Origin of the sequence: Tritonibacter scottomollicae, assembly GCF_003003215.1 — a bacterium.
Classification (GTDB): Bacteria; Pseudomonadota; Alphaproteobacteria; order Rhodobacterales; family Rhodobacteraceae; genus Epibacterium; species Epibacterium scottomollicae.
In genome coordinates this window covers 350,318-370,750 of record NZ_PVUF01000004.1, presented here as the reverse complement: position 1 = coordinate 370,750, position 20,433 = coordinate 350,318, and the positions used below count along the sequence as shown (strand labels likewise).

The following is a 20,433-nucleotide window of genomic DNA, read 5'->3' as shown; positions in this document are numbered from 1 at the left end:
CACCGTCGTTGTGCGAGATTTCGCACAACGAGAGTCGCGCCTTGTGCGAAAAACCGCACACCCGTTAGCGCCGGTAGTCTTCGGGCCGAATCCCGTAGCGGGCCAGTTTGTCGTAGAAGGTCTTGCGCGGCAGCTTCAGCGCCTCGGCGGCGGCAGAGGCCTTGCCGTTCTGCCGCCCCAGTGCGGCAATCAGCAGCGAGCGTTCGACCTGTGCCATCTGTTCCGCCAGCCCGAGGTCAGCGGCCTTGGAGACCTCCTCCGGCATGCCAAGGACAAAGCGCATGGCCGCAGACATCAGCGAGCGCGCGTTGCCCGGCCAGTCCATTGCCATGAGGCTGGCCAGCGTGTCCGGGTTGATCTCAGGCGTATCAATGCCGGCCTGTTCTGCGGCCTGCGCGACGTAATGGCGAAACAGCACCGGAATATCGTCGCGCCGCTCCACCAGAGCCGGGATCCGCACCCGCATCACATCGAGCCGGTAGTACAGATCCGCGTTGAATGCGCCCGCAGCCACACGTTCGGCCAGATCCGAGGAGGACCCGCCGATAATGCGCGTCTCGGCGCCCTGTTCCAGCCGCTCCAGCACCGCGAACTGCGTCGCATCCGGCATGGCGGAGAGCTCGTCAAGAAACAGTGACCCGCCCTCGGCGCTGCGGCAAAGCTCCTCGAACAGCTCTGGCGTCAGCCCGGCGGCGGGGCGTTTGACAAAGGCCCCCTGCCCCCGGCGTGACATCAGATGCACCACTTCGGCGACCTTGGGAATGCCGCTGCCCGGTGGGCCCGACACCAGCACCTCCGCCTCTGTCGGGGCCACCGACCGGATGCGCGCGCGCAACTCCTGTGCCTGTGGCGAGGAGCCGATCAACATGCGCGCGGCCGGATCGCCGCTTTCAAGCTGGGTTTGAAGGCGCCGGTTCTCGAGCACCAGCGCGCGGGTCTTCAATGCGCGTTCCAGCACCGCCAGCAGCGTTGCCGCGTCGCAGGGTTTTTCAAGGAAATCAAAGGCCCCTTCGGACATCGCCTTGACCGCCATGGGAATATCGCCCTCGCCGGTCAGCAGCACCACCGGCAGCTCTGCGTCCATCGTCTGGGCATAGTCCAGCAGGTGAAACCCGTCGCGCCCCGGCATCCGCATGTCCGACAGGATGACCCCCTCGAACCCGGGCGTGATGTGGTCCTTTGCCGCCACAAAAGACCCCGCCGTCACCGCATCCAGATCGCTCAGTTCCAGTGTCTGCGCCAGTGCCTCGCGCACCGCAGCGTCATCATCGACCAGCAAGACCTTGCGTGTCACGGGTCGGGCATGGGGGCGCATCATGCGGCGTCTTCCTCTTTCCAATGTTCAAGTTCAACAGTGAACAGCGCACCGCGGGCGGTATTGGTGCCGCGGATATTGCCACCGAAGCTTTGCACCAACCCATAGGAGATCGACAAGCCCAACCCCATGCCTTCGGAGCTGCCAACCGCCTTGGTGGTGTAGAACGGCTCAAACACCTTTTCGGGCTGATGGAGGCCGGGGCCGATGTCCTGCACCGTGACTGCAAGACGGGGCCCGGGGTCGATGGCAATCGTGATGTGGCGATCTGGCTGCTCCAACATCGCATCGGTGGCGTTGTTGATGAGGTTCACAAAGACCTGCGTCAGCCGCACCTCGCCACCACGGGCAAAGATCGGCCCCGTCGCCTCCGGGTGCCAGTCAAGGGTGACGGCATGGTCGCGCAGACGGGTTTCGGTCAGTTCCACCGCCGCGTTGATCACCTGTAGCAGATCGACCTTTCCCACCGGCTCGCTCTCATTGCGGGCAAAGGCGCGCAGGTTCTTGATGATCCGCGCCATGCGGGCAGACATCTGCGCGATGCGGTTCAGGTTCTCGCCCGCGCGCTCTGCCTTGCCGCGCGCCACAAAGGCCTGACCGTTTTCGGCAAATTGCTGGATCGCCATCAGCGGCTGGTTCAACTCGTGACTGATGCCCGCCGACATCTGCCCGAGAGCCGAGAGTTTGTCCGCCTGCACCAGCTCCGCCTGCGCCTGTTTCAGCGCCGCTTCGGCCTCTCTGCGTTCGCGCACCTCGCGACGCAGCAACTGGTTCGCCTCGGAGAGGGCGCGAGTGCGGGTATCGACCCGCAGCTCCAGCGCCGCATTGGTCTCGGCGAGGGTGCGGCGACGCTCCGCCACCCAGAACAGGATCGTACCAAAGGCCAGACAGACCGCCGCCATCGCCAGTGTCTGCAGCAGGGCAATGCGCTGCGCCGGCGTCACATCGACAAGGATCTCACCCCGCATCCCGATCGCCGGGAGGTCAATCCCCAAGTGCAGCGCCTCGCTTGGCAAATACGGGCTCCAGTCCTGCTGCCAGATCTCATACGTGCCCACATACCGCTGGGTCAGCGGCAAATCCCCGCCATCGGCCATTCGCAGACCGGGATTATCATCATCCCGCTGCCAGAACAGCAGCTCAAACCGGTTCGACATAAAGACCCGGCCATCCTCGATGGTGAAGTAAACCGCCGGCAATGAGCCGCGCCACGTCTGCTCGACCACTTCGATATCGGCCACAACCACCAAGGTCCCCCGGACCTGCCCTCTGGGTCCGAAATCAGGTGCCGCAAAGAAATAGGCCCTGCGATTGCCAGCGGGCAGCACCATCGGCTCCGCCCCCATGGCGCCTTGCATGGCGCGGCGGAAGTAGCGCTTGTCCGAAACGTTGCGCCCCGCCACCCCTTCGGCCGCCGCCAGCACCTGGCCCTGGGCATCGGCGTAGAACACATCCAGCGCCCCGGTCTTGTCGGCGACGCCGCGCAACAACACTTCTGCCGCACGGCGACCAACCGGTTCATCCAGGCGCCGCAGCGCCGGGTGGGTCACCACCAGCACCGCCTGTTCGCGAAAGATCTGCAACTGGGTGCTGACCCGATCAGAGGCCAGCGCCAGATCCGAGGCGCTGCGCTCCGCCAGGGCGGTCAGCGCCTGACGATATCCCGAGGACCAGACCGCCGCAGACAGCACCGCGATGGCACAGGCGACGCCGAAAATGAGAGCAAGGCGGGGGTGGCGGGTGTCCAACATTGCGCCACAATAGCAAAGCCCCCCTTGCCAAGACCAGAGACCTCGGCAAAAAGCTATATCCATGAAGACACTGACCCAATCCCCGACCGAGCCGGACTTTGTCCAGAACCCCTACCCGTTCTATGACGCCGCGCGCGCCAGCGGCAAAATCGGCTATTGGCAGGACTACAAGATGGCCGCGGCCTTCAGCCATGACGCGGTGCATATGCTGCTACGCGACCGCCGCTTCGGCCGCGAGATCCCGGCAGAGATGGCAAGCGAGGGGCCGGCGCATCTCGCACCCTTCCTGGCCGTGGAGGCGCATTCAATGCTGGATGCCGAGCCCCCACGTCACACCCGCCTGCGCAAACTGGTGATGCGCGCCTTCACCAGCCGCGAAATCAAGGCGCTGGCGCCGGGGCTGGAAACGCTGTGTCATGATCTGATCGACGCCTTTCCGCAGGACGCGCCCTTCGATCTGCTGACAGACTATTGCACCCAGGTGCCGGTGATCGCGATCTGCCGCCTGCTGGGGGTGCCGGAAGAGATGGCGCCGCAGCTTCTGGACTGGTCGCACAAGATGGTGGCGATGTATCAGGCCTCCAAAACGCCCGAGACCGAACATGCCGCCGCCCGCGCCAGCCAGGAGTTCATGGACTTCCTGCGCGTATACGTCGAGCAGCGCCGCAGCACCCCGGGCGAGGATCTGATCACCCGCCTGATCCAGGCGGAAGAGGACGGCGAGAGCCTGACGACGGATGAGCTGATCGGCACCTGCATCCTGCTGCTGAACGCCGGGCATGAGGCCACGGTGCATTCGCTGGGCAACGGGGTGAAGACTATGCTGCAACAGGGCTGGCAGCCCGACTGGCTGGCGCCCGATGGCATCAGCGGGCTGGTGGAGGAGATCCTGCGCTACGACCCGCCGCTGCATATGTTCACCCGCTACGCCTATGAGGAGGTCGAGATCTTCGGCCATGCCTTCCAGCGCGGCGATCAGGTGGCCTTGATGCTGGCCGCCGCCAACCGTGACCCGGAGGCGCTGGAGCGAGCCGATCAGTTCGACCCGACCCGCCCGGCCAAGGTAAACAAGAGCTTTGGTGGTGGTCTGCATTTCTGCGTCGGCGCGCCGCTGGCACGGATGGAGATGGAGATTGCCCTGCCGATCCTCTTTGCCCGCTGCCCGGATCTGAAACTGGCGGCAGAGCCGGTGTTTTCCAACAGCTACCATTTTCACGGGCTGACCCAACTTCTAGTGACCCGCAGCTGACAGTGAGTGGGGGGCTCCCGCCCACGCGGCAGGGATCACAGATCCCCTTGCGCAGTTGGGCCCGGCGCCGCTGACGCGGCGCGACGCTTCTGTTTCACCATTTGTCAAATACCTCGGGGGTGAGGCGCGATCGCGCCGAGGGGGCAGCGCCCCCGCTCTCCGCAACCCGTGTTCCGTCAGTCCGGCAGAGCCGAAAGCGCCGCCCGGCACGGCCCCTCCATGAGCCAGTCGCGAAAGGCGGCCACCTTGGGGTCATGCCATTTCTGCCGCTCGCCGATCAGCGCATAAGCCCCCTCCGGCGTGCCGCAGGTCATCTCGGGGAAGGGCAGGACCAGATCGCCGCGCGCCAGTTCATCCTGGCACAGCACCAGATCCGCCATCACCACACCAGCCCCCATCACCGCCGCACGCGTGGCCATGTCGAGGTTGGGAAACACCTCGCCACTGACCGCATCCACCTGCTCCACACCGAAATGCTGCACCCATGTGGGCCAGTCGCGGCGGCGCGGGCTTTCATGCAGCAGGCGGTGCTGCGCCAGCGCCTCGGGCCCCCCGGCCAGCCCCGGCAGCAGCGACGGCGCGCAGGCTGGCGCAAGGATCATCTCGAACAAGGGCAGCACCTCGATGTCCTCGGGCCGTCCGGGGCGGTTCTGAAGGGAGATGCCAAGATCATACTCCGAAGCCTCGAACCCCTTGTTGCTGTAGAAATCGGTGGTCAGCCGCAACTTGATCTCCGGATGGGCCGCGCGGAACTGCTCCAACCGCGGCAGCAGCCAGCGGATCGACAGGGTCGGCGGGCAGATCACCCGCAGCTCTGCCGCATCCGCCGCGATCTGCTCCACCTCCTGCATCATCATCGCAAAGGCCTGTGTCAGCACCGGATAAAGCCGCCGCCCCGCTGTGGTCAGCGCCACCCCACGCGTGTGACGATGAAAAAGCTGAACGCCCAGATGATCCTCCAGGATCTTCACCTGACGGCTGATCGCGCCGCGGGTCACAAACAGCTCCTCCGCCGCGGCGATGAAGCCCTCGTGGCGGGCGGCGGCCTCGAAGGCGCGCAGGGCATTGAGGGGCGGCAGACGCATCACATCACCATGGGTCAGTTTTCCTGATCCAATTGTGGAATTTAAGTGGTTTGCGCGCAAGCCCCCTCGCCCCCTATCGCTGAGGCAGGAAACGGAGGTCATGGCATGATGGATTTACTGAAAAAAGACGCAGCGCAGCCGCTGTCCGTACGCGCGCAGCCGGTTCTGGATTGGATTTTACGCACTATCCGCATCAGGAAAACTATGCCTGTCCCCGCAGCTGGCCACGCAGGGGTGCAGGTGCCGCATGACGTGCTGCAGCGACTGGCCGAGACCTCACCACATCTGCTGGCCGACATTGGCATTCGGTCCACGGACCAAGTGGACGCCACATCACCCTGGCAGCTGGACGACGGCCGGCACCTGATGCTGCGCCCGCCGCTGTGATCGGCAAACGGGGGTCACAGCCGCCAGATCCATGGCCGCCGTCGCCCTACCGCAAGGTCAGACCAGGCCAAGGTCAGTCCGCCGCACGGCCAATACACTCCGGGGTCAGTCCACCCGGATCTGCTCCAGCGGCAGGTGAGTGGTGGATTTGATCTCCTCCATCGACAACAGCGCGGTGACATTATGCACACGCACCTCGGAGATCAGCGCCTGATAGAACTTGTCATAGGCGCGTGCGTTCTTCACCCGCACCTTCAGGATATAGTCGATATCGCCTGCCAGCCGGTGGGCCTCCTGCACTTCGGGGCGTTCCTGCAGGGCCTTGAGAAAACTCGCCTGCCACGCGGCCTCATGCTCCGAGGTGCGGATCAACACGAAGAAACAGGCCTCGAACCCCAGCGCCTCGGCATCTAGGATCATGGTCTGGTTTCCCACCACGCCAGCCTCGCGCAATTTACGGATGCGATTCCACACCGGGGTCTTGGAACTGCCCACTTGCTTGGCAATTTCGTCCAGAGATTGGCCTGCATCGCGCTGCAGTTCCGCCAGAATTTTCCGGTCCGTGGCGTCGATCCGCACAGTCATTCCAAATTTCTCCCAAGTTGAGGACGTCCGGACCTTGGCCCTCCGGGCAGCGGGACATGTGTCCTTATTCTCCCGCGCATGTAGCGGTCAGGTGGGAATATTTCCTATATCTAGTCACAAGTCAAACACAGGAACGGAGGCTTCAATGCCGCGCGACACCCATCATATCCCCGCCCCCCTGCCGCCCCTCGCGGGAGCCATGGGCGTGATGTGTCCGGGCGTGGTGGCCTTTGCGGGCTCCGGGCCGGGCGATCCGGATCTACTGACCCTCAAGGTGCTGAAGGCGCTGCGCGAGGCGGATGTGATCCTGTTTGATCGTCTGGTCAGCGCCGAGATCATGGCGCTCGCCCATGACGGCGCCATTCTCGAGGACGTCGGCAAGGAGGGCTTTGGCCCGTCGATGGCGCAGGAAGACATCTGCGCGCGGCTGGTGCATCACGCCCAACGCGGCCGCAAGGTGCTGCGGCTGAAATCCGGCGACCCGACCATCTTTGGCCGCCTCGACGAGGAACTCACCGCCTGTGAGGCCGCCGGTATCGACGCGCAGATCCTGCCGGGCATCACTGCCGCCTCTGCCGCCGTGGCCGCCATCGGTCAGAGCCTGACCCAGCGGGGGCGCAATTCCTCCGTGCGGTTTCTGACCGGGCACGACATGAAGGGCTTTGCCGATCACGACTGGGCGCAGCTGGCGCGCTCCGGCGAGGTGGCTGCCGTCTACATGGGCAAGAAGTCCGCGCGTTTCGTGCAGGGCCGCCTGCTGATGCATGGGGCCGACCGCAACATGGCCGTAACCGTGGTCGAAAACGCCTCCCGCGCCGATCAGCGCGTGCTGGCCACCACCCTTGACACATTGCCCGCCGATCTGGCCGCCGCCGCCTTTGCTGGCCCGGCACTCACCTTTCTCGGGCTGGCGCCGCGCGTTGCCGTCGCTGCCGCCCACGACAAAATTCAGATGGAGCTTGCCTGATGGCCCGTGCATTCACCCCCAAAGTCGTCACCGCCAATGATCTTCTCGAAGGCGACGTGATCTACCTGACCGCTGCCAACACCTGGACCCGCGAGCTGCATGCAGCCGAATTGATCACCGACGAGGCCGAAGCGCAGCTGCGTCTGCTGGAAGCCCAGAGCCAGCCGCAGATCGCCGTTGGCGCCTATCTCGCCGATGCCAAACCCGGCGAGCAGGGCCCCGAGCCCACCCATTTCCGCGAGGAGTTCCGGCGCACCGGCCCCTCGAACTACGCCCACGGTAAGCAAGAAGCCAAACTGGAGGCCACTGCAGATGTATAAGTACAACGACTTCGACTCCGCCTTCCTCGCCGAACGCAACCGCCAGTTCCGCACTCAGGTGGAGCGCCGCATCGACGGCGCCCTCACCGAGGATGAGTTCAAGCCGCTGCGCCTGATGAACGGTCTCTATCTGCAGCTGCACGCCTATATGCTGCGGGTTGCGATCCCCTATGGTACGCTGAACCCGAACCAGATGCGTGCGCTGGCGCTGCTGGCGGCGAAGTGGGACAAGGGCTATGGCCATTTCACCACCCGCCAGAACATCCAGTACAACTGGCCGAAGCTGAAGGACGTGCCGGACATGCTTGATGCGCTGGCCGAGGTGAGCCTGCACGCCATTCAGACCTCCGGCAACACCATCCGCAACGTGACTGCCGACCATTTCGCCGGCGCCGCCGCCGATGAGATCGAGGATCCCCGCCCGATCGCCGAGCTGATCCGGCAATGGTCCACCGACCACCCGGAATTCCAGTTCATGGGCCGCAAGTTCAAGATTGCAGTCTCCGGCGCCTCCAACGACCGCGCGGTGCTGAAAGCGCATGATCTTGCTGTGCAGATCGTCAAGAACGACGAGGGCGAAGTTGGCTATCAGGTGCTGGTCGGCGGTGGCCTTGGCCGCACGCCGATGATCGGCAAAGTGCTGAACGAATTTGTCGCCGCCGATGACCTGCTTCCTTACATCGAGAGCGTGATCTCGGTCTGGAACCAACTGGGCCGTCGCGACAACAAGTACAAGGCGCGCATCAAGATCACCGTGCACGAGCTGGGTCTGGAGAAGATCCGCGAACTGACCGAGGAACGCTTTGCCCAGGTGCGCCCGACCTTTGGCGGTGCGGATCAGGCGCTGTTTCAGGACATCCAGCGCCACTTTGCCGCGCCTGAATTCCGTGACGGCGGCACCGAGGGCTTTGACGCCGCGTACGACTCCGACCCGGTGTTCCGCGCCTGGGCCGATACCAACCTCGCCGCCCACAAGGCGCCGGGCCATGCGATCGTGACCATCTCGACCAAGAAGCACGGCGCGACGCCGGGCGACGCGACCGCGGAGCAGATGCGCGAGATGGCGGATATCGCCGAAGAGTTCGCCTACGGCGAGCTGCGCATCAGCCATGAGCAGAACGTGATCCTGCCGCATGTTCACAAGAACGACCTGCCGGCGATCCACGCGCGTCTGAAGGCCGCCGATCTGGCCACCGCCAATATCGGTCTGATCTCGGACATCATCGCCTGCCCCGGCATGGATTACTGCGCCCTGGCCACCGCCCGCTCGATCCCGGTCGCGCAGGAGATCGCCACCCGGTTCGAGGACCTGAAGATGGAGCACGACGTGGGCCATCTGCAGATCAAGATCTCCGGCTGCATCAACGCCTGCGGCCACCACCATGTGGGCCATATCGGCATCCTTGGTCTGGATCGCGCCGGTGTCGAGAACTACCAGATCACCCTTGGCGGTGACGCGACCGAAACGGCAGCGATCGGCACCCGCACCGGGCCCGGCTTTGCCTATGACGAGATCGTCCCCGCGGTGGAACGCATCGTGGCGACCTACCTGGAGCAGCGCGAGAGTGCGGAGGAGGAATTCCTCCAGACCTATCGCCGGGTCGGTATGGAGCCCTTCAAGGCGGCGCTCTACCCGGCCTCCGAGAAAAAGGTGGCCTGAGCCATGACCCGCATTGACCAGGAAATACAGGGCCAGCCCGCGCCGTCGCGCAGCGCGTTGGCCCTGGCCGAACAGGTGGCGGCGCTGAACGCGCGGTTCAAGCACCATTCGGCCACCTCCGTGATGGAGGGTGCCCTTCGCGATGCCGGAAACATCGCCCTGGTCTCCTCCTTCGGCGCGGAATCGGTGGTGCTGTTGCATATGGCCGCGGTGATCGACCCGATGGTGCCGGTGCTGTTTGTCGACACCGAACTGCTGTTCACCGAAACGCTGGTCTACCAGCAGGAGGTGAGCGAACGTCTGGGCCTGAAGAACGTGCGTGTCATCAAGGCCGATGACATCGCCGAAAAGGACCCTTACGGCGCGCTGCGGTTCTCCGACACGGATGCTTGCTGCGCCCTGCGCAAGACACTGCCGCTGCAACATGCGCTGGCGGGCTATGACGGCTGGATCACCGGTCGCAAGCGGTTCCAATCCGGCACCCGCGCCGCGCTCGACTTCTTTGAGGTCGAGGACGGAACGGGACGGATGAAGATCAACCCGCTGGCCCATTGGGCGCCCGAGGACGTGCGCGCCTATATGGATGAGAACCGCCTGCCCCGTCACCCGCTGGTGGCCAAGGGCTATCCCTCCATCGGCTGTGCCCCCTGCACCAGCCCGGTGAAGGAAGGCGAAGATCCCCGCGCCGGTCGCTGGCGCAACCAGAACAAGGAAGAATGCGGCATCCACGTGGTGGATGGCCAGTTCGTCCGTACAGGAGCTTGAGTGAGATGAGCGTTATCGTAACCGACGCGGGCTTTGCCCATGACGACTGGACCGGCGGCTTTGAGGGCGCACATGTGCTCGACCTGACGTCTGACACCGACCCGGCCTCGCTGAAGGACCAGCTGGACGGCGTGGATATGATCCGCGTTGACTTCCCGGCCTTCTCCGATGGGCGTGGATTTACCATTGCGCGCATGCTGCGTCTGATGGGATATGACGGGCGCCTGCGTGCCAAGGGCCATGTGATCTCGGATCAATATGCCATGGTGCGCCGGGTGGGTTTTGACGAGGTGGAAATTTCCGACGACCTCGCCACCCGCCAGCCGGAAGGCGAATGGCTGTTCCGTGCCAATTGGCAAAGCCATAACTACCAGGCCCGCCTGCGCGCGCAGTCCAACGCCGCGCGCTAAGCCAGCCCCAACGACACCGCCGTCAGGCCTCTCTTTTTCCGGCCCCGCATGCCCCATGCCGGGCCGGATCTGCGCAAGATCGCCGCAGGAGGGGTTCCCCTGACCTGGATCAATGCTTAATCAGAGGTGCCGGCCTATCCCCGCTGGCAGAGACATGATGAACGAGATTGCCGCCGTGACCGAGACTGTGAGTGAGCCTGTGACCGAAGCCGTTGCGCCTGAAAAGGCAAAACCCGCCCTGCCCGACGCCCAGATCGTGACGCAAGTCAAACACTGGACGGACCGGCTGTTTTCCTTCCGCTGCACGCGGCCTGCGTCCTTGCGCTTTCGCTCGGGCGAATTCGTGATGATCGGTCTGATGAACGATCCCGACCCCAAGACCGGCAAGGTGAAGCCCTTGCTGCGCGCCTATTCCATCGCCTCGCCGAGCTGGGACGAGGAAATGGAGTTCTACTCGATCAAAGTGCAGGACGGCCCGCTGACTTCCAAGCTGCAGCACATCCAGGTCGGTGACGAGATCATCCTGCGCCCGAAACCCGTCGGCACCTTGGTGCATGACGCGCTGATCCCCGGCAAGCGGATCTGGTTCTTTGCCACCGGCACCGGCTTTGCGCCCTTTGCCTCGCTGCTGCGCGAGCCGCAGACCTATGAGGACTACGACGAGATCATCATCACCCACACCTGCCGCGAGGCCGGTGAGCTGACCTATGGCCGTGAGCTGATCGAAAGCCTGAAGACGGATGAGCTGCTGAATGAGGTGATCGGCGAAGGCTTCTGGAAGAAGATCAAATACTACCCCACCACCACCCGTGAAGAGAGCGCCAAGATGGGCCGCATCACCGACCTGATGCGCTCTGGCGAGGCGTTTGAGGATCTGGGCGTGCCGCCGCTGAACCCGGAAAGCGACCGCGCGATGATCTGCGGCAACCTTGCGTTCAACCTGGAACTGAAGGACCTGTTTGAAAATACCTATGGTCTGGAAGAAGGCGCGAACTCCAAACCTGCGCATTTCGTGGTGGAAAAAGCCTTCCTCGACTGATCTGCCAGCCCCGCCTGGGGCACGCGCAGTCAGGACAAACAAAAACGCCCTCGCGAGAGTATCGCGAGGGCGTTTTCATTTTGCGGTCGTCCGACGTGCGGATCAGTAGCCCAGAGCAGAGCGCGCCTGTTGCAGCGCCGCTTTCAGCAGATCCGGGTTGTCGCGCGCTTGGGTGATCGCCGATTTTACGGCAGTCTTTTTCAGCGGGTCCAGCTCGGAGCTGTCGATCATCTCGACAACCTTGTCGTAGTTGAACCCTTCCGGGGTCAGCAGAGCGGCCGGAGTTTCGGAGTCCACAGTCGCATCGGCAGCGACATCACCCTCCACGGTGCCCTCATCCACAAGCGCATCGCCCGCGTCCGGGGAAAGGGTCTCCTGCACTGCGGCGGCGGAGTCCTCTGCGGTATCCTGCGCGCCAGACGCCAGATCAGCAGCCCCTTCGCTCACGGCCTCGATCGCGTCGGATGCGGTGTCCTGTGCGGTTTCAACGGCACTCGCGGCACCATCCTGCACGGCCTCTACCGCGTCAGACGCGGTGTCCTGTGCAGCCTCAACGGCGCTTGCGGTGCCGTCCTGCACGGCCTCTACCGCGTCGGCAGCCTGCTCCTGTGCGCTCTCAGCTGTGGCGGCGACACCCTCGCTGATGTTGGCTGCTGCCTCAGATGCTGCCTCGGCGGCATTCTCAACCGCGTCAGAGGCTTGTTCGGCCACCGCATTGGCAGCTTCTTCCGCTTCGGCTGCCGCCTCTTCGACCTCGGCGGTGGCATCGGTCTCATCAGCGCTGTCGGTCTCCACCGGGGTGGCAGGCTCAGCTTCGTTTGCAATCTCTGTCGGTGTTTCTGTTACAACCGGTTCCTCGGGCTGGTTCAGATACCAAACGGCCCCGGCAACAACCACGAGGCCAACAGCGGCGCCCACTCCTGCGATTTTCATGGCAAAGTCCTTCGATGCTATCGTCCCGATGTGGGACGGATTGCACATGTACTTCTGATGGAATGCCGCCTACAACAAGGGGGAAGTCGCAACAGACGCTCCCCTCGGCCATGCTTTGCCAATGTGACCGGGACTGGCGTGAAAACTCTCGCCAATCGTGAAAAGCCCTGTGTTTCCGGCTTGCAAGACCGCCAGACACCCTTTAGTTTCCCGGCTCAAATTTCTGCAATTATCAAAGGATAGAACCCATAGCTCGCAGACCTCATAACGCGCCGCCGACCCGTGATACCGGCCCGCGCGTCAACGACAAAATCCGCGCCTCCGAAATCCGCCTGATCGGTGCAGATGGCGATAACGTCGGTGTTGTGCATCCTGCCAAGGCGATGCAGATGGCTGAAGAGGCTGGTCTGGATCTGGTAGAGATTTCACCCAACGCCGCCCCGCCCGTCTGCAAGATCATGGACTACGGCAAGTTCAAGTATGAACAGCAGAAACGCGAAAGCGAAGCGCGCAAGAAGCAGAAGATCATCGAGGTCAAAGAGGTCAAGTTCCGTCCCAACACGGACACCCACGACTATGAGGTGAAGATGCGCAACGTCTTCAAATTCCTCGAAAATGGCGATAAGGTCAAAATCACCCTGCGGTTCCGTGGTCGTGAAATGGCCCACCAGAACCTTGGTCGTGAGCTGCTGCACCGCGTCGCCGGCGACATCAAGGAAATCGGCAAGGTCGAGAACATGCCGAAGATGGAAGGTCGTCAGATGATCATGATGATCGGCCCGCTGCCCGCGAAATAAATCTCCGGCCTTTTCACACCGGTGACTGTATAAAGCCTCCCCCAGATTGCTGCGGGGAGGCTTTTTTGCGTCTTCTCGCTTGGCCTGCCGTTGGCGCCTGTCGCGATGCCCCATGACGGCGAAAATCGTCGAGCCATCGCAAACTTACCGATCATCGTTAGCAGTGCCTTAAGAGGAATGGCATAGGTTCTCTCCGTGCATCATAGGAACGGACCCGCATGAGCCTCACTGACATTCAGAGCAACGCGTTGATGGCCATCGGCCCCTGCCGCATCGCATCCCTCTCGCTGGTGGCGCTATCGCATCAGCCCGCCGATGCCGACGAACCTTCGGGCAGCAGCCGGGCGCAGAAACTCTCGACCGCACGCATCGAAACCGCCTTTTGCATGCTTTCGGAAGGGCTCGATGCCCAGCTGGAGGCGGCGAATCATCAGCTCCCTCCCGAATTGGACGACCAGCGTCAGGCCTGCATCCGCGTTCTGGAACCGCTTCACGCTGCGGTGACCTCCGGCTCCGGAACGGTATTGTCCCGGATCGGCGCAATCCCAAAGGTTGCAGAGCTCTGCCTAGAGCAGCTGGAGCCAACGGTGTCCCGGTTCCTCGAGGATTTGGTCCAGCATCTCGGCGACGCCGAACGCAGCCGCGAGGCCAAACGCTCCGGCGACATGCTCGAAGCAGTCCGCAACGCCGAAGCGGTGGGTCGCAATATCCGCCTGATCGCCTTCAACGCTTCGATCGAGGCGGCGCGGATCGGGGATCAAGGTAAGGGCTTTGCGGTCATCGCCACGGAAATCCGTGGCCTGGCCGACCGCACCCAGTCCCTGCTGACCGAAATCGCCGGTTTCATGCGCGCCTGACAGTCCGATTTCAAAGACCGCATGACAAAGGCGCCACAGGTGGTCCTGGGCGCCTTTTGCTGTTGATGGTCTACATTCTGTTGCTGGATCAGCTGGCCGCCGCGACGGCCCGTTTGGTCATGACACCCACCAGATGGGCACGATAGGCCTTGGTGCCGTGAATGTCGCCTATCATGCCATCGGCCTCCACCGTCAGCCCGCTGATCGCATCGGCGGAAAAATCCGTCGCCAGCGCCGCCTCGGCCGCTCCCCAGCGGAACACCCCCTCTTCCGACGCGCCGGTCACGGCCACCCGCACGCCGTCCGCAAACCGAGCCACAAACACGCCCACCAGGGCAAAGCGCGAGGCCGGTTGCAGGAACTTCTGGTAATTTGCCACCTCAGGCTGCGGGAACTTCACAGCGGTAACGATCTCGCCCTCCTCCAGCGCGGTGGTGAACATGCCCTGGAAATAGTCATCTGCCGCAATCTCGCGGGCACTTGTGACGATGGTGGCACCAGAGCCCAGCACGGCCGCCGGATAGCAGGCCGCCGGGTCATTATTGGCGATCGAGCCGCCCAGTGTGCCGCGGTTCCGAACCGCCGGATCGCCGATCTGACCCGCCAGCGCTGCCAACGCCGGATAGGCCTCCGCGCCCTCTGCCACGTCGGCATGGGTCATGGCGCCGCCAATGACCAGCTGCCCGCCTTCGCTGTGGATGCCTTTCATTTCGTCAATGCCGCTCAGGCTCACCAAGGTGGAGGGCATCGCAAGCCGTTGTTTCAGCGTCGGAATCAGGGTCTGCCCGCCGCCCAGCGCCTGCGCATCCTCTTCGCTCAGCGCCTTGACGGCTTCGGCGACGCTCGCTGGTCGCGCGAACTCAAACTCATACATCGCTCATCCTTTCCGAAAGTTCCCCTGCGCGGGGCTTTCATCTTTTTCCAAATACCTCGGGGAGCGCGAGGGGCAGCGCCCCTCGCCCCATCTTTCAGCTCTGCATGGCCGCCCAGACCCGCGCGGGGGTCAGCGGCATGTCGATATGGGTCACATCCTTGCCGGCAGAGCGCAGCGCATCCACCACCGCATTGACCACTGCCGGCGGCGAACCGATCGCCCCGGCCTCGCCGCAGCCCTTCACCCCCAGCGGGTTGTGGGTGCAGGGCGTCTGGCAGGAATGATCGACCTGATAGAACGGCACATCATCGGCCCGCGGCATGGCGTAATCCATGAACGACGCCGACAGCAGCTGTCCGTCCTCATCATACACACAGCCCTCCAAGAGCGCCTGACCGATGCCCTGTCCAAGACCGCCATGCACCTGACCGTCGACGATCATCGGGTTGACCACATTGCCAAAGTCATCGGCGGCGGCAAAGCGTTCGATGGTCACCTTCCCCGTATCGGGATCGACCTCCACCTCGCAGGCATAGGCCCCCGCCGGATAGGTAAAGTTCGCCGGATCGTAGAACGCCGTCTCCTCCAGCCCCGGTTCGATCTCCTCCAGCGGATAGTTATGCGGCACATAGGCCGCCAGGGTCACATCGCCCCAGGCCACGGATTTGTCGGTGCCGGCGATCGAGAACTGTCCGTCCTTCAGCTCGACATCCGCATCCGAGGCCTCCATCAGATGGGCGGCGATCTTCTTGGCCTTGTTGATGATCTTCTCGGTTGCCTTCACCATCGCCGAGCCGCCCACCGCGAGGGAGCGCGAGCCATAGGTGCCCATGCCCATCGGCGTATTGGCGGTGTCGCCGTGTTCGATCTCCACCATATCCTCGGGGATGCCGATCATCTCAGAGATCACCTGCGGAAAGGACGTCTCGTGTCCCTGGCCGTGGCTGTGACTGCCGGTCATCACCACGATGCCACCGGTGGCGTTGACCCGCACCGTGGCGCTCTCATAGAGGCCTGCACGGGCGCCCAGCTGCCCCACAAGGTTCGACGGCGCGATGCCGCAGGCCTCGATATAGCAGTTCACTCCCAGACCGCGCAGCTTGCCGGCCTTCTCGCTCTCGGTTCGGCGCCCATCAAAGCCCTTGATGTCGGCGATCTCTTCGAGCTTGTCCATCGTCGCCACGTAATCGCCGGTGTCATATTCCACCGCGACCGGGGTGGCATAGGGAAACTCGGTGATGAAGTTCTGTCGCCTGAGCGCGATGGGATCGACGTTCAGCTCTCGGGCCGCCTTGTCGATGACGCGTTCCAGCTGATAGGTCGCTTCGGGCCGCCCCGCACCGCGATAGGCATCGACCGGCACCGTATTGGTGAACACCGCCTTGACGTTCACGTAGATCAGCGGCGTCTTGTAGTTGCCCGCCATCAGCGTGCCGTGCAGCCAGGTGGGCACCGAGGGCGCAAAGGTCGACAGATAAGCGCCCATATTGGCGTGAGTGTCGGTGCGCAGCGCGGTGAAATTGTTGTCCGCGTCCAGCGCCAGTTCGATCTTGGTGACATGATCGCGGCCATGGGCGTCGGACATGAAGGCCTCGCTGCGCGAGGAGGTCCATTTTACCGCCCGGTTCAGGGCCTTGGCGGCAAAGGTGCAGAACGCTTCTTCGGCGTAGTGAAAGATCTTGGAGCCAAATCCGCCGCCCACATCGGGTGCCACCACGCGCAGCTTGTGTTCCGGGATGCCAAGCACAAAGGCCCCCATCAAAAGTCGGATCACATGCGGGTTCTGGCTGGTGGTATAAAGCGTGCTCTCACCGGTGGCGCGGTTGAAATCGCCCACCGCCACGCGTGGCTCCATCGGGTTGGCGACCAGCCGGTTGTTGACCAGCTCCAGCGTGGTGACATGGGCGGCCTCGTCAAAGGCCTTGGCGACCGCCTCCTTGTTTTCCTCCACAAAACCCCAGTCGTAACAAAGGTTGGAGGTCAGATCGTCATGCACCTTGGGCGCATCCTCGGCCAGCGCCGCCTTCATGTCGACCACGGCGGGCAGGTCTTCGATGTCCAACTCGATCGCCTCGGCAGCGTCTCGCGCCTGTTCGGCCGTGGCGGCCACCACGGCAGCGATAGGGTCGCCCACGTGGCGGACCTTGCCCTGTGCCAGAACGGGGTGTGCCGGTTCCTGCATCACCTCGCCAAAGCGGTCGGTCACCTGCCAGCCGCAGGGCAGCCCGCCGACGGCTTCGAAATCCGCACCGGTAAAGACGCGCAGCACGCCGGGCATCCCCGCCGCCGCCGCAGTGTCGAGGGACGTGATCCGCCCATGCGCCACATCCGAGCGCAGGAAATGCACGTAGGCCTGGCCGTTTACGTTTATGTCGTCGGTGTAATTGCCGGTCCCGGACAGGAACCTGATGTCCTCTCGCCGTTTGCTGGCGGCGCCGATGCCGCTTTCCTTGGCGTCGATATCCTTGGGCATAATCCAATCTCCTCCCAGAAATACGGGCCGGGTCATGTGGCGGCGCAGCCGGGCTCCTCTTCCCATCAACGCCTGACCGAACGGTCCGTCGGAATGTCACAGGGTACTTGCAGCCCATCCCGGGACGGGCTGTTACGCGTTTTCGCCGGTGCTACTCAGCCGCGATGGCAGAGACATCCTGACCGGAGGCCGCCATGATCGCCTTGACGATATTGTGGTAGCCAGTGCAGCGGCAGAGGTTGCCCTCCAGGTAGTGGCGGATCTCACCCTCGGAGGGCTTTGGGTTGTCTTTCAGCAGCGCAGCGGCCGACATCACCATGCCCGGCGTGCAGAAGCCGCATTGAAGCCCGTGATGTTCCTGAAACGCCGCCTGGATTGCATTCAGCGTGCCGTCGGCGGCGGCCTGGCCTTCGATGGTGGCGACCTCTGCCCCCTCGGCCTCGAGCGCCAGCATGGTGCAGGCTTTCACCGCCTTGCCGTCCACATGCACGACGCAGGCGCCGCATTGGCTGGTATCGCAACCGACATGGGTGCCGGTGAGCCCCTGCTGGTCGCGCAGGAACGACACCAGCAATGTGCGACCTTCGACATCCCCGGACATGGGCGTGCCGTTCACGGTCATGGAGACCTTCGTCATAAAATCCTCCCTAGCTTGAAATCATTTGTCTGGCTGAGGTCAGTTAACCACGGGTCAGGACGTGGCGCGAGGATTTTATGCGGCAAGGCATGGCGGAAGAAATCGGGGAGTTTGCAGACTTCGTCAGGCCGGAAGGCCGGACAGCGCCTGGCTCCCCCGGGAAGGCGCTTCACGCCTCCCCAAGGACAGGCACGGCCCTCGGTGTTTACTCCCCATCCCGCCGCGGCCGCGGCCGGGTCGGGATTTCCTTTAACAGCCCGCCGACCCCCATGGCGGCAATATCCGCCGACGTCACGTCAATGCCGCAGACCACTCGTTCCAGCACCCAATCCGCGCCATTGAGCGCTGGTGATCGGGCACAGCCCGGCAGGCCGATCACCGGCTTTTTGCCCAACTGGCCAAGGAACAGCAGATTGCCCGGATCCACCGGCATGCCGAACCGCGTGACCGTGCCCCCCGCCAGCCGCACCGCCTCCGGCGCCACATCCGCCGGATCCGAGGTGGCAGAGCCGGTGAGCACAAACAGCACCTCCCCCGGGGCCGCACGCAGGGCGGTGGCGATCTCGGGCGCACAATGCGGCACCACCACGCGAGGACTGAGGGAGAGCCCCATCCGGTCCAGCCGCCCGGCCATGGCGGCGCGGCCCTTGTCGGACGGCATGTCTTCGGTGACGCGGGTCTCGACCAAAGTGGCCGAGCCATAGTGCGGCAGAACCACCCGTATCGCCCCGGCCGCCTGCGCCAGCGCCACCAACAGCTTTGCCTTCGGCACGGCGTAGGAAATAATCTTGATCGTCGCGATCATGCCCCCCGCATCAACCCGGTGATAATCCGGCACTGTTGCGACAGAGATCATCGGATCGACACTGTTGATCGCCCCCACCTGCGCCGCCGCCACCCGGGTAACGCCGGGCGCAAGCGCATAGAGGTTGACCCGTCCCGCCCCGGCGCCCGAAATGCGCAGGCCCAGCGCCGCGGCATCCGGCGCCATTGCCTGGGCCAATCGCAACGCGGCGTCATCCTCATGCAGGTCGCCGGGGTCGAGCCGGGCCACGATGACCTCGGTCAGCCCGGCCTGCTGCAGTTCCTGCAGGTCCTCCGGCGTCAGGGTGGTGCCCTTGGCGATGCGCCGCCCTGCCCCCTGCAGCGAATGGGCAAGCAGGCAGCCCTCGGCCTGCCCAACCGGCACCGGGCCGAACTTCATTCCGCCTTGCCCCGCAGCACAGCCGTCATCTCAGCGAGGATCGACACCGCAATTTCCGCCGGGCTAGCCGCACCGATGTCGAGACCGACGGGGCCGTGAATGCGGGCGATGTCGTCCTGCATGAACCCTGCGGCGATCATCCGCTGATGGCGCTGGCCATGAGTGCGTTTGGAGCCCAGCGCACCGATATAGAAGCACTCCCCCCGCAGCGCCGCCATCAGCGCCGGGTCATCCAGTTTCGGGTCATGGGTCAAGAGCACCAGCGCAGTGCGAGCATCCAGCCCGAGTTTCTCCACCGCCTCGTCCGGCCAATCGTCGAGAATGCGCTCACCCGGGAAGCGTTCGGCAGAGCCAAAGGCAGCGCGCGGCTCGATCAGCACCGGGTCATAGCCCGCGATCTGGGCCATCGGCAGCAGCGCCTTGGCGATATGGACGGCGCCCACCACAATCAGCCGCAGCGGCGGGTTGTGCACCGCCACAAAGGTAGTGCCGTCCTCCTCGACACCGGAGCGGTCCAAGCGCATGCGGTCGGGGTAGGAGGCGAGATTGACCAGATGGCCCTGACCGCTCGTCAAATCCACCTCATAAGCCAGCGGGCGGCGTTCGGCGCGGGCGAGCACCAGCGCCTCCAGCACCTCTGTCTTCAGCATATGGCCGACCGGTTCCAGCAGCACCTTGATGGTCCCACCGCAGGCCAGCCCGACGGCGAAGGCATCATCGTCGCTGACGCCAAATTCCAGCAGCTTGTGAGTGCCAGACTCTAGCGCCGCCTGCGCCTCCAGGATCACCGCGCCCTCGACACAGCCGCCGGAGACTGAGCCCTCCATCCGGCCATCGCCGGCAACCACCAGCTGAGAGCCGGTCCGCCGCGGCGCCGAGCCCCAGGTCTGCACCACCGTGCACAGGACCGCACCGACGCCCTCGCGATGCCACTGCAGCGCCAGCTCCGGCGCATTGTCAAAGATGGTGAGGTCGGCCTGTGCGGTGCCAGTTGTCATGGTGAAAATCCCGGTGCCTGTTGCCCCTCAAGCTTGGGCCTGACGGGGTGAAGTTCAAGAACAATTCGTGCCAAATTGCTGGTGTTTTGTCACCCCGCATCGGGCGGGCTGCCCCCGGCAAAGCGGC

20 protein-coding genes are annotated in these 20,433 nt (G+C 64.0%); 10 read left to right on the top strand and 10 right to left on the bottom strand.

Annotated features, from left to right (window positions below; all coding sequences use genetic code 11):
- Window positions 1-64 precede the first annotated feature (64 nt).
- Window positions 65-1,294 carry a sigma-54-dependent transcriptional regulator gene (locus CLV89_RS09715; protein WP_106163487.1) on the bottom strand — a complete coding sequence of 410 codons (1,230 nt, stop codon included), beginning with the start codon at window positions 1,292-1,294 and terminating at the stop codon, window positions 65-67.
- A gap of 20 nt (window positions 1,295-1,314) precedes the next feature.
- Complete coding sequence (locus CLV89_RS09710) at window positions 1,315-3,066, bottom strand: ATP-binding protein (protein WP_106163450.1); 1,752 nt, start codon at window positions 3,064-3,066, stop codon at window positions 1,315-1,317.
- A gap of 61 nt (window positions 3,067-3,127) precedes the next feature.
- Between CLV89_RS09710 and CLV89_RS09705 the strand changes: the two genes are divergently transcribed.
- Complete coding sequence (locus CLV89_RS09705) at window positions 3,128-4,315, top strand: cytochrome P450 (RefSeq protein WP_106163449.1); 1,188 nt, start codon at window positions 3,128-3,130, stop codon at window positions 4,313-4,315.
- Between the two features lie 176 nt (window positions 4,316-4,491).
- Here CLV89_RS09705 and CLV89_RS09700 read toward each other — a convergent pair whose 3' ends face one another.
- A complete protein-coding gene (locus CLV89_RS09700; protein ID WP_106163448.1) occupies window positions 4,492-5,400 on the bottom strand; it encodes a LysR substrate-binding domain-containing protein in 909 nt (302 codons plus the stop codon).
- Between the two features lie 105 nt (window positions 5,401-5,505).
- On the opposite strand from CLV89_RS09700, the gene CLV89_RS09695 reads away from it, so the two are divergent.
- Window positions 5,506-5,787 carry a hypothetical protein gene (locus tag CLV89_RS09695; RefSeq protein WP_106163447.1) on the top strand — a complete coding sequence of 94 codons (282 nt, stop codon included), beginning with the start codon at window positions 5,506-5,508 and terminating at the stop codon, window positions 5,785-5,787.
- Window positions 5,788-5,892: 105 nt separating this feature from the next.
- Here CLV89_RS09695 and CLV89_RS09690 read toward each other — a convergent pair whose 3' ends face one another.
- Window positions 5,893-6,372, bottom strand: coding sequence for an Lrp/AsnC family transcriptional regulator (locus CLV89_RS09690; protein ID WP_106163446.1), 480 nt, complete (start codon window positions 6,370-6,372; stop codon window positions 5,893-5,895).
- Between the two features lie 145 nt (window positions 6,373-6,517).
- Between CLV89_RS09690 and cobA the strand changes: the two genes are divergently transcribed.
- The 6 genes from cobA to CLV89_RS09660 all read left to right on the top strand — a co-directional run bounded on the left by cobA (window position 6,518) and on the right by CLV89_RS09660 (window position 11,533).
- Window positions 6,518-7,339, top strand: coding sequence for a uroporphyrinogen-III C-methyltransferase (gene cobA / locus CLV89_RS09685; RefSeq protein ID WP_106163445.1), 822 nt, complete (start codon window positions 6,518-6,520; stop codon window positions 7,337-7,339).
- Window positions 7,339-7,659: a DUF2849 domain-containing protein gene (locus tag CLV89_RS09680; RefSeq protein ID WP_106163444.1), complete on the top strand. Its 321-nt coding sequence runs from the start codon at window positions 7,339-7,341 to the stop codon at window positions 7,657-7,659. The genes cobA and CLV89_RS09680 overlap by 1 nt, the downstream gene beginning before the upstream one ends.
- Complete coding sequence (locus CLV89_RS09675; RefSeq protein ID WP_106163443.1) at window positions 7,652-9,319, top strand: nitrite/sulfite reductase; 1,668 nt, start codon at window positions 7,652-7,654, stop codon at window positions 9,317-9,319. The genes CLV89_RS09680 and CLV89_RS09675 overlap by 8 nt, the downstream gene beginning before the upstream one ends.
- Window positions 9,320-9,322: 3 nt before the next feature.
- Window positions 9,323-10,084 carry a phosphoadenylyl-sulfate reductase gene (locus CLV89_RS09670; RefSeq protein ID WP_106163442.1) on the top strand — a complete coding sequence of 254 codons (762 nt, stop codon included), beginning with the start codon at window positions 9,323-9,325 and terminating at the stop codon, window positions 10,082-10,084.
- A 5-nt stretch (window positions 10,085-10,089) separates the two neighbouring features.
- Window positions 10,090-10,494: a DUF934 domain-containing protein gene (locus tag CLV89_RS09665; RefSeq protein WP_106163441.1), complete on the top strand. Its 405-nt coding sequence runs from the start codon at window positions 10,090-10,092 to the stop codon at window positions 10,492-10,494.
- A 157-nt stretch (window positions 10,495-10,651) separates the two neighbouring features.
- A complete protein-coding gene (locus CLV89_RS09660) occupies window positions 10,652-11,533 on the top strand; it encodes a ferredoxin--NADP reductase (protein WP_106163486.1) in 882 nt (293 codons plus the stop codon).
- A gap of 102 nt (window positions 11,534-11,635) precedes the next feature.
- On the opposite strand, the gene CLV89_RS09655 is transcribed toward CLV89_RS09660, so the two are convergent.
- Window positions 11,636-12,466 (bottom strand): hypothetical protein, encoded by an 831-nt coding sequence (locus CLV89_RS09655; protein WP_106163440.1) that lies wholly within the window; start codon window positions 12,464-12,466, stop codon window positions 11,636-11,638.
- Window positions 12,467-12,705: 239 nt separating this feature from the next.
- Between CLV89_RS09655 and infC the strand changes: the two genes are divergently transcribed.
- Together infC and CLV89_RS09645 are read left to right on the top strand one after the other, a co-directional pair.
- Window positions 12,706-13,263 (top strand): translation initiation factor IF-3, encoded by a 558-nt coding sequence (infC, locus tag CLV89_RS09650; protein ID WP_317386933.1) that lies wholly within the window; start codon window positions 12,706-12,708, stop codon window positions 13,261-13,263.
- Window positions 13,264-13,481: 218 nt separating this feature from the next.
- A complete protein-coding gene (locus CLV89_RS09645) occupies window positions 13,482-14,120 on the top strand; it encodes a methyl-accepting chemotaxis protein (RefSeq protein ID WP_106163438.1) in 639 nt (212 codons plus the stop codon).
- An 88-nt stretch (window positions 14,121-14,208) separates the two neighbouring features.
- Here the strand turns inward: CLV89_RS09645 and CLV89_RS09640 are convergent, their stop codons facing one another.
- The 5 genes from CLV89_RS09640 to CLV89_RS09620 form a co-directional block, all read right to left on the bottom strand.
- Complete coding sequence (locus CLV89_RS09640; RefSeq protein WP_106163437.1) at window positions 14,209-14,994, bottom strand: FAD binding domain-containing protein; 786 nt, start codon at window positions 14,992-14,994, stop codon at window positions 14,209-14,211.
- A 94-nt stretch (window positions 14,995-15,088) separates the two neighbouring features.
- A complete protein-coding gene (locus tag CLV89_RS09635) occupies window positions 15,089-17,467 on the bottom strand; it encodes a xanthine dehydrogenase family protein molybdopterin-binding subunit (RefSeq protein WP_106163436.1) in 2,379 nt (792 codons plus the stop codon).
- Window positions 17,468-17,618: 151 nt separating this feature from the next.
- Window positions 17,619-18,104 carry a (2Fe-2S)-binding protein gene (locus CLV89_RS09630; RefSeq protein WP_106163435.1) on the bottom strand — a complete coding sequence of 162 codons (486 nt, stop codon included), beginning with the start codon at window positions 18,102-18,104 and terminating at the stop codon, window positions 17,619-17,621.
- 205 nt (window positions 18,105-18,309) lie between these two features.
- Entirely contained in the window at window positions 18,310-19,308 is a 999-nt protein-coding gene (locus CLV89_RS09625) for a molybdopterin-binding protein (RefSeq protein ID WP_106163434.1), read from the bottom strand.
- Window positions 19,305-20,306 carry an XdhC family protein gene (locus CLV89_RS09620; RefSeq protein ID WP_106163433.1) on the bottom strand — a complete coding sequence of 334 codons (1,002 nt, stop codon included), beginning with the start codon at window positions 20,304-20,306 and terminating at the stop codon, window positions 19,305-19,307. Before CLV89_RS09620 ends, CLV89_RS09625 begins: the two co-directional genes overlap by 4 nt.
- Window positions 20,307-20,433: the final 127 nt, after the last annotated feature.